The following is a 10,626-nucleotide window of genomic DNA, read 5'->3' as shown; positions in this document are numbered from 1 at the left end:
GCTTGCACCCTCCGTATTACCGCGGCTGCTGGCACGGAGTTAGCCGGTGCTTATTCCTCAGGTACCGTCAGTGTACCACGCATGGTCGTTTTCTTCCCTGAGAAAAGCCGTTTACAACCCAGAAGGCCTTCATCCGGCACGCGGCATGGCTGGGTCAGGCTCTCGCCCATTGCCCAATATTCCCTACTGCTGCCTCCCGTAGGAGTCTGGCCCGTATCTCAGTGCCAGTGTGGGGGATCACCCTCTCAGGTCCCCTAGACATCGTCGCCTTGGTGGGCCATTACCCCGCCAACTAGCTAATGTCACGCAACCCCATCCTTGACCAATAAATCTTTACTCGTTGTGTGATGCCACACTGCGAGGTTATGCGGTATTAATCCGCCTTTCGGCGGGCTATCCCCCAGTCAAGGGCAGGTTGGTTACGCGTTACGCACCCGTGCGCCACTAGCGGTATTGCTACCGCCCGTTCGACTTGCATGTATTAGGCCTGCCGCTAGCGTTCATCCTGAGCCAGGATCAAACTCTCCATTGTAAGAAATTTCTTCACCAGGCCGAAGCCTGGCTGATGTCAAGTGCTGATCCGACTCGTATATGTTGACGAGCTCTTGGTGGGCTCATCCCATGATTCGCTTGAAAACCTGTAAAACCGACTTCGTTATTCCGATTACTCGGAAGCGAAGCCGCTTACCGTTTTTGTCTTTTCCAGTCATTCAAAGAACGTCTGTCACTTCGCAGTGGAAGTAACCGTGGGCCGCTCGCAAGCGGCGCAGTATTCGTGTTGGTAGCCCCTTCCGATCGAAGCGGGTTGCAAAGGTAAGCAGCTTTTTGCTTTCTGCAAGCCTTTCTGAAAAACTTTTTTTCGAAGCGAACTTCGCAAAGCATTCGGTTTTCAGTGTGACTCGCTTCCGGTTGAAGCGGGGTGCAAAGGTAACACCGTTTTTGCTTTTTCCAAGAACCGGGGAAGAAAAAGTTTTTCGCTCTTTTCTTCGTTTCCGGTTCCCCGTGCCCGTTTCTCGTTCGAAACCGGGCTGCAAAGCTACGATGTTGTTCTGCCTTTTTCCAAGAACCTGACCGAAAAAAGTTTTGCGGTTTCGACTCGCAGCAAGCGCCTCCGGTTGAAGCGGGGTGCAAAGGTAGCAACTTCTTGCTGACTTGTGCAACCCCGGTTGCTAACTTTTTTTCACCGGGCCTTTCATACGGAAAGCCGTGGGCGACTAAAAGGGCCAGCAGGCGAAGAAGACGTTTCGCGCTGGTGGCCCGAAGGGGGTGGCAGCGGCCCGCTCCGCGTTTCGGATTGGGAGTGCAAAAGTGGCGGGTTGCGCCCGGATTTCCAAACCCGGGGGCCAAAAAACCCGTTCAAGGCCCGCTGATCCGCCTGTTCTGCCACAGTATCAGCGAGATTAATTTTAGGGCTCACCTCAATGAGAGTTGTCCGCTGCATGAAAGTTGCTGTGCAGCGCCACTGAATGCACTTGAAGTTTCTGACAAAACCAGATTCCAGCTTCTTGAGAGATGCTTCAGCCACGTGAGGCGGCGTTGCGTTGAGGTTTTGTTGAAAGCTCTTAGTATTTGATGGTATCTGAAACTGAGAACAAGGCGGTGCTACGCGTTGCCTAATGATTCAGGCCTCTTGTTTACTCATCTATATAAAAGGAGGGCCCGGTTCACAAAAGTGAATCGGGCCCTCCTTTTATATGTTGCTGCTCTGGCCTTACTCGGCAATCTTGGTCACTTTGAATTCGGTGCGGCGGTTGCGCTGGTAGTCCTCCTCTGTCTTGGCGTTTTTGAGCACCGGGCGGGTTTCACCGTATCCTTTGGCCGTAATGCGGGATTTATCGATTCCCTTGGAGACTATATAGGCTACAGCAGACTCAGCGCGGCGCTGGGATAAGGCTAAGTTGTAGGCATCCTTACCTCGGGAGTCGGTGTGGGAGCTTAGCTCAATGGTGATTTTGGGATTGTCGTTAAGCGTCTCTACAAGTTTATCCAGTTCTACCGCAGCATCGGGGCGGATATCGGCCTTGTCGTAGTCGTAAAATATATTATCGACGACAATAGCTTTGTTTTTCACGATTTTAGTGAGCGTGAGTGTCACGGGCACCCTTACGTCATTCATTGGATCAGGCAGGGCATCCTGCGCCGGGCGGCGACCGATGGTGCTGAGAGCATTGCGGGCAGTGAAATATCCGCTACGGTTGGCGATAAGTGAATAGCTCGCCGTGGCAGTATCCAGCTTCATACTGAATTTACCGTCGGGGCCGGTGGTTACTGCCTGCAGCTTCTGTCCCTGGCTATTGTAGAGGGTAACTGTTTCGCTAGCGACCGGGGCTGTTTCGCCGGTTCTGTCGTTACGCTCCACTAATGTACCATCAGCATAAAAGGTCACCAGTTTGATGGGCTTCTCGCGAAACAGATATAAGTCGTCGGAACCTTTGCCACCGGCCCGGTTGGAGGATAGTACCCCCATCTTCTTATCCGTAAAGTAAGGAGCAAAGTCGTCGCCGTTGCTGTTGATGGGTGCGCCCAGATTCACCACCTTTCCTTTCTCTACCTTAAAGATATCGAGCTTGCCTAGGCCGGGATGCCCGTCGGAGGAAAAGTACAAGGTGCCGTCGGGGGCGACGGCCGGGAAGTTTTCGTTGCCGGGCGTATTAATTACGTCGCCGAGGTTTTCGGGAGTAGAAAAGCGGCCGGGACTTTCCATACTCGACTTATACAGGTCGTTGCCGCCCAATCCGCCCTTACGGGTAGAAGTAAAGTAAAGTGTCTGGCCATCGGGCGAGAAGACGGGCGAAAACTCATCCGCGGTGCTGCTGTTGAGGCCGCGCAGAATTTCGGGCTCGGTCCAAGCGCCGTTGCGGTAGTAAGAGCCCCACAAATCAACGCTCAGGTAGCCTTTCTTGGAGCCATTATTGGAACGGGCAAACACCATCATCTTACCATCGGGCGAGTAGGTGGCGCTGGCCTCGTGCCTGTCGGCAGAGTTGATGATGGGGTCGAGCTTACGCACGGTGCCGCCCGTCATCTTCTGCTCGTCGTCGAATTTGATGGCGTACAGATCATTAAATCCTTCCCCGTTGCCGGGATACACTTTCCCTTCCCGACCAGAGGCAAATACCAGTTCCCGGGTATCCGGTATGCGGGTGGTGCTGAACTCGGCGGCCGGGGTATTGATCTGGTCGAGAGGCATCACCTCGTTGTTGGTTTGCATGGCTACGATAGACGTAGCCGCGCGGGCATTCTTAGCATCTATCTCGGCGCGGGCACCCAGGGTGCGGTTGGCACCAGCATCGGCGTATTTCTCGAACTGCAGGGCAGCTTCCTCAAACTTACCGTTGGCACGCAGGGCCTGGGCATAGTAATAGCCGGCGTCGGCATTTTTGACCTTGGCATCCAGTGCGGCTTTATAGTACGGCTCGGCCTGGTCGATACGGTTTGAGAGGCGGTAGGATTCGGCCAGTCGATAGTTAGCCATAGCTACATTCTTGCCTTTGGCTACATCAGCCTTATAAAGCGCAATAGCCGACTCGTATTCTCCCCGGGTAAAACGCTTGTCCGCTTTCGACAGGCCATCGGAGGTGGCGCAGCCAACCAGTGCTACTGCACTGCCAGCGAATAGACAGGAAAGGAAATAGTGTTTCATAGAGGACGGGATGATACCGTACGCAACGGCCGGGAGCTGGTTACGCGGTAAGTAGGTGTTAATAATACTACTGATTCCGCGAATTTTACTTTTCGGGAACTACGCGTTGCTGGTTGCCTTAAAATACCGGGCCAGCCATGTGGTAACGGCCGGAGCAGGCCATTTGGTTTGCAGCTGCAGCTGCGTGGCAATAGTATTGTCGAAATAGGGCGTACCGGGTCCAATAAGGCCTGCCTCTACCGCTTGTTTCAGTTCAGTGCGTGTAAATAACTGCATCTTATTATCGAGCAGAAAAGCCATTTGGGATTTATCCAGCAGCTCAACCCCGAGTTGCTCCTCCACCTGCCGCACAAACCGCACCGACGCATCAATGGAACAGCCGCTGGCATCGGCAACGGCTTCATTGAGGCCAATGACCAAGAACTGCTGATGCAGAATGACGGCCGACGCTTGCAGGGCCCGGCCATGGCTGGTCCATTCTGCCGCGAACTGCTGCAAGGCAGGCTGCAGAGCCTCTACCTCGGCAGTTGTGAAGGGGCGGTTGGCTTGGTAAATCCACAAGCGGGCGGAGGCCGGGAGCTGATCGAAGGGAACGTACATAGGGCAAGAGAAAGGCTACTATTGGTACAAAGAAAGAGCCCCGGCCGGAAGTTCCGGCGCGGGGCTGCAATTGGGTGATAGAGCTTAGGTGGTAGGGCCTAGGGCTGCAATTTTTTCATTGCAGAAAATTATACCTCTACGCACTGCCAACTAAGCAGTAGGCACTATTACGCGTTGAGTCCTTCGGCGGAGGCAATCAACTCGGCCAAGTCGAATACCTGTACGTCCTGTTCCCGCTCCTTGTTCTTTACGCCGTCGGCCATCATCGTCATACAGAAGGGGCAGGCCACGGCAATAACGCTGCCGCCGCGGTTGGAGCCAGCAGGCAGCACGGGAGCAGTACTCTCCACGCCCTGCAGGTTCAGCAGCACATCAGCGTTGCCATCGAGAGTGGCCAGGGCTTCCTCGGCGCGCTCCACGTTCACGTCTTTTTTGCCGGGTTCGGGCTCTTTCCACATCTGGGCCCCGCCGGCCCCGCAGCAGAGGCCATTGGTTTTGCAGCGCTTCATCTCCAGCAGGTCGGCGTCGAGCACCTCCAGCACCTCGCGGGGGGCTTCGTAGATGTTGTTGGCGCGGCCCAGGTAGCAGGAGTCGTGGAAGGTGATGCGGCGGCCCTTGAACGACTCGCCGCCTTTGGCCGTCACTTTACCCTCGTTGATGAGCTGCTGCAGGAAGGTGCTGTGGTGAATCACCTCAAACTCGCCACCCAGCGCGGGGTACTCGTTTTTGATAGTGTTGAAGCAGTGGGGGCAGGCCGTTACCACTTTCTTGATGCCGTAGCCGTTGAGGGTGGCAATGTTGGTCATGGCCTGCATCTGGAACAGGAACTCGTTGCCGGCGCGCTTGGCCGGGTCGCCGGTGCAGGACTCCTCCATGCCCAGCACGGCGTAGCTCACGCCCACGTGCTCCAGAATACGAACGAAGGCGCGGGTTACGCGCTTGTACCGGTCGTCGAAGGCCCCGGCGCAGCCCACCCAGAACAGGATTTCCGGCGATTCGCCGCGGGCAGCCAGATCGGCCATCAGCGGAACAGATACGGGACGCTTGGCAGTTTGCTCAGCCATTGTAATTGGGGTGTTAAGGTCGTCATGCAGAGGCGCAGCCGAAGCATCTCGCATGCTGATGTCTGATTACTAGATGTAACGTCAGCACGCGAGATGCTTCGCTCTGCTCTGCATGACGTTCTGACTATCCTAAGCCGTCACGGCTGTTTTGTCGGCCACGAACAGGTCGTCGGCCCAGTTGAAGCGGTCAGAGGGAGAAAAGGCCCAGGGTGCACCGTTGTTTTCGATGTTGCTGAACATCACGTTCAGGGAGTTGGGCGCGGCCGACTCTTCCAGCACCAGGAAGCGGCGCATTTCCACAATGCTTTCCAGGGGGTTGATGTTGACGGGGCAGGCTTCCACGCAGGCGTTGCAGGTGGTGCAGGCCCACAGCTCCTCGGGGGTTACGTAGCCGCGCAGCAGGGTGTGGTTTTCCTTATCGAGCTGCTCCTGAGGAGTATGCTTGGCTTCCTTGCCGTAGAGGTTGGGGTGGAAAATCAGCGGCGAGTTGTATTTCTCTTCTACCCTATCCCGGGTATCCATGATGATTTTGCGGGGCGAGAGGAGCTTGCCGGTGAGGTTAGCCGGGCACACCGAGGTGCAGCGGCCGCACTCGGTACAGGAGTAGGCGTTGAGCAGGTTGGTCCAGGCCAGGTCGTCCACGTCTTTGGCCCCGAAGGGTGTGGGCGCGGCAACTGAACCATCGGGGTTGGTGGGTGGGGCGGGCACCGGGTAGCTGGGGTCCAGCATGGCTTTCACCTCGTGGGTGATGCTGTCTACGTTCGAGAACTGCCCCTGCGGCACCAGCCGGGAGTAGAACACGTTCGGGAAAGCCATGATGATGTGGAAGTGCTTACTGCTGGGCAGATAGTTCAGGAACAGCAGAATACCTACAATGTGCGCCCACCAGCCCACACGCTCCAGTACCTCCAGGGCCGTGAGGTTTTCGGGCAGCAGGCCCGTGAGGAACTGGCTGATGGGAAACGCGCCGGGCAGGTCTTTGCCCTCCAGCTGGTGCAGCTTCAGGTCGGCGGAGTTCATCAGAAACAGGGCCCCCATCAGAATCACCTCCACGTAGAGAATCACGTTGGCATCCAGTTTGGGCCAGGCCCGCAGCTCGGGGCCGGTGAAGCGGCTTACCACGCCCACGTTGCGGCGCCACCAGAAGGCTATTACGGCCAGCACCACCAGCGCGCCCAACACCTCGTTGGTACCGGTCAGAGCCGAGTACACCGGGCCGAGAAACTGCAGGAATCGGTGGGTTCCGAACAGGCCATCCACCATGATTTCGAGCACTTCAATGTTAATAACAATGAAGCCAACGTAAACAATCAGGTGCAGAATAGCCGGTGTGAGTCGCTTGAACATCTTCTGCTGCCCGAAGGCGACCAGCAGTGTTTTCCAGAGACGCTCGGAGGTGTGGCCGCTCATATCCCGGTCGCGCCCGACGAGGATATTGGCCCGAATCTTCCGTGCCTGCCAGGCAAACAGGCCGAAGCCTGCTACCGCTACCAGCAGGAAGAGAATGTTTTGGATGGAAAAGTGCACGGGAATTTGGGTAGGTTTGGGGTTCAGCCCGAAATATACTCGGTATGCATAACAAATTACAGTTTTTACAGTCGTTAGTTTCGTTACCGAAAAAAATTTACCGGAGCTCTTGCAGGTTGAAAAACCTTTACTACTTTTGTGCTCCCCAACAGCGACAACCGCTTCGGGGAGCCAAGAGCTGGTAATGTAGCTCAGTTGGTAGAGCACAGCACTGAAAATGCTGGTGTCGTTGGTTCGATTCCAACCATTACCACGAAAACCCTCTCAGCATCACGCCGAGAGGGTTTTTTGTTTTCTATCCGGTCGGGTTACCCCGCTTATGAAAGCATGGGCTGGGGCCGGTACACGACGGAAGCAACCAACGGCCCGCGCCCTCCATGCCGCTGGAAAAACTTTTCGAGCAAGTGCCCCAGTTGGGTGAAGTCATCGGTTTCCAGCTCTCCCACTATGTGCTCCAGAGCCGAAATATGCCGTTCCGTAGTCAGCAGCAACCCTGGCTCTTCTACCCAGGCGTAGGCATACAGGCGAGTGCCGTCGGCGGCCACGGTTTGGTGCAGGTAGCGGATATCCGAAGCCGGCAGGAAAGCCGCTTCGGCATTACCTACCGGGCAATTCCACGACTGATACAGGGAAATTCGGATGAAGCCGAGCTCCTGCAAATACGCGTCTTTAGTAGTAGTTGTATGCATAGCTGAAAAGGGATGGAACGGTGCAACCACCCGTGAGCGGGCGGCCAGGAGATGCAAGGTGCAGGCTAGCCGGGATGGGGGAAAGGAACACTATGGACCATTTGTGACACATAGCCAGGCTACGGCGCTGCCAGCTCCCAGAGCCGGTGGTGCCTTCCTCGCCTGGCAGGGAACATAATCGGGACCAACCAGCTACGGAAAGTGACGGAATTGTGCTTAAATGTGACCGAGAGCAGAAGACACCCGCGCGAAAAAACTTCTGCGGTACGGCTCGTTTATGCCTGACACAAAAAGATTTAAGCCGATTGTTGGTGTATTTCCGGTGGAACTGCCTACTTCCGGTGTCATTCACCAGTTCCCATCCTGTATGTACACCTTTCCAGAACTCCGGGCGGAACGCCTACCCACCACCATTTACCCCGATTCCGAACAAGCGTCGGTGGCAGTGGCTCAGCAAATTGCCGAGCTGATCCGACAGCGGGCAGCCGAGCAGCGTACCTGCGTACTGGGGCTGGCCACGGGCTCCACCCCTACCCGGCTGTATGAGGAGCTGGTGCGCCTGCACCGGGAAGAGGGGCTGAGCTTCCAGAATGTGGTGACGTTCAACCTGGACGAATACTACCCCATGGCGCCCGACTCCTTACAGAGCTACGTGCGCTTCATGCACGAGTATCTGTTCGACCACATCGATATCCGGCCGGAGAACGTGCACATTCCGGATGGGACGCAACCGCAGGAGCAGGTGGGCCCGTTTTGCCGGCGCTACGAGGAGCAGATCCGGGAAGCCGGGGGCATTGATTTGCAGGTGCTGGGCATTGGCCGCACCGGCCACATCGGGTTTAACGAGCCTGGCTCGGGGGCCGCGTCGCGCACCCGCCTGATTACCCTCGACCACATTACCCGCACCGATGCCGCCTCCGACTTCTACGGGGAGGAAAACGTGCCCCGCCGGGCCATTACAATGGGCGTGGGTACTATTCTGGAAGCCCGGCACATTGTGCTGCTGGCCTGGGGCGAGGGCAAAGCGGCGGTGGTAAAACGCATGGTAGAAGGCGAGATGACCGACTCGGTGCCGGCCACGTACCTGCAGCAGCACCCGCAGGTGCAGGTGGTGCTGGATGAGGCCGCCGGGGCCGAGCTGACCCGCATGAAAACACCCTGGCTGGTGGGCAGCACGCTAAACTGGCAGCACGCGCCCACCGTGCGCAAAGCCGTAACGTGGTTGGCCCGTACGCTGCAAAAGCCCATCCTCAAGCTCACTGATGAGGACTACAATGAAAATGGCCTCTCGGAGCTGCTGGCCGAATCGGGGTTGGCGTACGACATCAATATTCGGGTGTTCCGGCAGCTGCAACGCACCATTACGGGCTGGCCGGGTGGCAAACCCAACGCCGACGATACGGACCGCCCCGAACGGGCAGCCCCCTTCCCGAAGCGCGTCCTCATCTTCTCGCCCCACCCCGACGACGACGTAATCAGCATGGGGGGTACATTATTACGGCTGGTCGACCAGGGCCACGACGTGCACGTGGCGTACCAGACCTCCGGCAACATTGCCGTGTTTGATGACGAGGCCATCCGGTTTGCCGAGTTTGTGGCCGAGTACGACGAGATGTTCCGGCTGGATGAGCAACCCGCCGAAACCCTCTACCTGCGCGTGGCCGACTTTCTGCGCAACAAGCGGCCGGGGCAGGTAGATTCGGAAGAAGTGCAGCAGATTAAGGGACTAATCCGACGGGGCGAGGCCAAGAGTGCCTGCCGCTACGCCGGTATTCCCGACCAGAACATCCACTTTCAGGACCTGCCCTTTTACGAAACCGGCCGGGTGCGCAAGAAGCCCATCGGCGAGGAAGATATTCGGCTGACGATGGAGTTGCTCGACCAGGTGCAGCCCCAGCAGGTGTACGCCGCCGGCGACCTATCGGATCCGCACGGCACGCACCGGGTGTGCCTGGCCGCCATATTTGAGGCCATCCGGCGGTTGAAGGCGGCTGGTACGCCGTGGCTGAACGACTGCCGGGTGTGGCTGTACCGCGGAGCCTGGCAGGAATGGGACGTGGACCAGATTGAAATGGCCGTGCCCCTGTCGCCGCAGGAACTCACGCGCAAGCGCCGGGCCATCTTCAAGCACCAGAGCCAGAAGGACCGCCCGCTGTTTCCAGGGGCCGACCAGCGTGAGTTCTGGCAGCGGGCCGAGGAGCGCAACCGCACCACTGCCCGCCTCTACGACCAGCTGGGCCTCCCCGAGTACGAGGGCATTGAAGCTTTCGTGCGCTGGCACTTCTGATGAACTTTTGGCTCCCGGCCGGGCGTTTGGCTGCCGATATTGTATTGTGGCGCTTCGGCCGGCATTGTTGGCGGGCCGAAGCGCCACAGTTGTGCACATACGGTTGGGGCAGGCCAGCTACATTTGCCCCGTGTTTACCCTGGGTTCATGAATATTTCGGCACCGACTTTAGAAGAACTGCTGCACCGTATGGCTACGGCCGACGACCGGCGGGCCTTCGAGCTATTCTTTACCCAGTACCACAATCCGCTGCTCCGGTTTGCCATGCGGTATGTGCCGGGGCGGGAGCTGGCCGAGGAAGTTGTGTCGGACGTATTTCTGAAACTGTGGCAGAAGCGGACTACTCTCCCCGCCATTCAGCACCCTACCAGCTATTTGTATGTAGCCGTCCGGAATCAGGCCCTCAACTACCTGCAGAAAGCCGAGAACCAGCCCACGGCGGAGCTGGAGGCAGTTCCTGCTGCCTGGCAGGTTGATGATATGACCCCTGAGCGTGCCCTGCTCACGGAGGAGCTGTACCAGGACATCCAGCGGGCCGTGCAGAAGCTCCCGCCTCAGTGCCAGACTATTTTCCGGCTAATTCGGGAAGACGGCCTGAAGTATCGGGAAGTAGCCGAAATCCTGAACCTGTCTCCCAAAACGGTGGAGGTGCAAATGGGTATTGCCCTCAAAAAAATCAGCACTGATTTGCAGCACCATTTTACGCAACGGCCCGGTCAGGCGGGCAATGCGCTGCGTTTGGCCCTATGGCTGGCGTCGCTACTGGCGGCGGCTCAGTAAGTTTTCTTTCTACCAATACCTACAATTTCAGCCTAG

General features: G+C 57.3%; 7 protein-coding genes, 1 tRNA gene and 1 rRNA gene (1 of these 9 running past the window's edge). 3 read left to right on the top strand and 6 right to left on the bottom strand.

Annotation, left to right across the window (positions count from 1 at the left end; all coding sequences use genetic code 11):
• From ACN19L_RS12635 to ACN19L_RS12615, 5 genes are all read right to left on the bottom strand, one after another.
• Window positions 1–532: ribosomal RNA gene (locus ACN19L_RS12635) — 16S ribosomal RNA — on the bottom strand; it reaches 983 nt to the left of the window's first position.
• Between the two features lie 1,179 nt (window positions 533–1,711).
• On the bottom strand, window positions 1,712–3,643 hold the full coding sequence (locus ACN19L_RS12630; protein WP_426489859.1) for an OmpA family protein: 1,932 nt from the start codon (window positions 3,641–3,643) through the stop codon (window positions 1,712–1,714).
• A gap of 99 nt (window positions 3,644–3,742) precedes the next feature.
• Window positions 3,743–4,243 (bottom strand): hypothetical protein, encoded by a 501-nt coding sequence (locus ACN19L_RS12625; protein WP_426489858.1) that lies wholly within the window; start codon window positions 4,241–4,243, stop codon window positions 3,743–3,745.
• Between the two features lie 167 nt (window positions 4,244–4,410).
• The gene (locus tag ACN19L_RS12620; RefSeq protein ID WP_426489857.1) at window positions 4,411–5,307 is read right to left on the bottom strand and encodes a (Fe-S)-binding protein; all 897 of its coding nucleotides are present in this window, start codon (window positions 5,305–5,307) and stop codon (window positions 4,411–4,413) included.
• A gap of 129 nt (window positions 5,308–5,436) precedes the next feature.
• Entirely contained in the window at window positions 5,437–6,834 is a 1,398-nt protein-coding gene (locus tag ACN19L_RS12615) for a 4Fe-4S dicluster domain-containing protein (RefSeq protein ID WP_426489856.1), read from the bottom strand.
• 180 nt (window positions 6,835–7,014) lie between these two features.
• Here ACN19L_RS12615 and ACN19L_RS12610 point away from each other — a divergent pair.
• Window positions 7,015–7,087 (top strand) — tRNA-Phe (locus ACN19L_RS12610).
• Window positions 7,088–7,151: 64 nt separating this feature from the next.
• Here ACN19L_RS12610 and ACN19L_RS12605 read toward each other — a convergent pair.
• Complete coding sequence (locus ACN19L_RS12605; protein ID WP_426489855.1) at window positions 7,152–7,523, bottom strand: hypothetical protein; 372 nt, start codon at window positions 7,521–7,523, stop codon at window positions 7,152–7,154.
• A gap of 367 nt (window positions 7,524–7,890) precedes the next feature.
• Between ACN19L_RS12605 and nagB the strand changes: the two genes are divergently transcribed.
• Window positions 7,891–9,810, top strand: coding sequence for a glucosamine-6-phosphate deaminase (gene nagB / locus ACN19L_RS12600; protein ID WP_426489854.1), 1,920 nt, complete (start codon window positions 7,891–7,893; stop codon window positions 9,808–9,810).
• 147 nt (window positions 9,811–9,957) lie between these two features.
• Complete coding sequence (locus ACN19L_RS12595; RefSeq protein WP_426489853.1) at window positions 9,958–10,590, top strand: RNA polymerase sigma-70 factor; 633 nt, start codon at window positions 9,958–9,960, stop codon at window positions 10,588–10,590.
• The last annotated feature ends 36 nt before the right edge of the window (window positions 10,591–10,626 follow it).

The organism is Hymenobacter sp. 102 (genome assembly GCF_049949205.1).
In the GTDB taxonomy this organism is placed as follows: domain Bacteria; phylum Bacteroidota; class Bacteroidia; order Cytophagales; family Hymenobacteraceae; genus Hymenobacter.
This window is presented reverse-complemented; position numbering and strand designations above follow the sequence as displayed.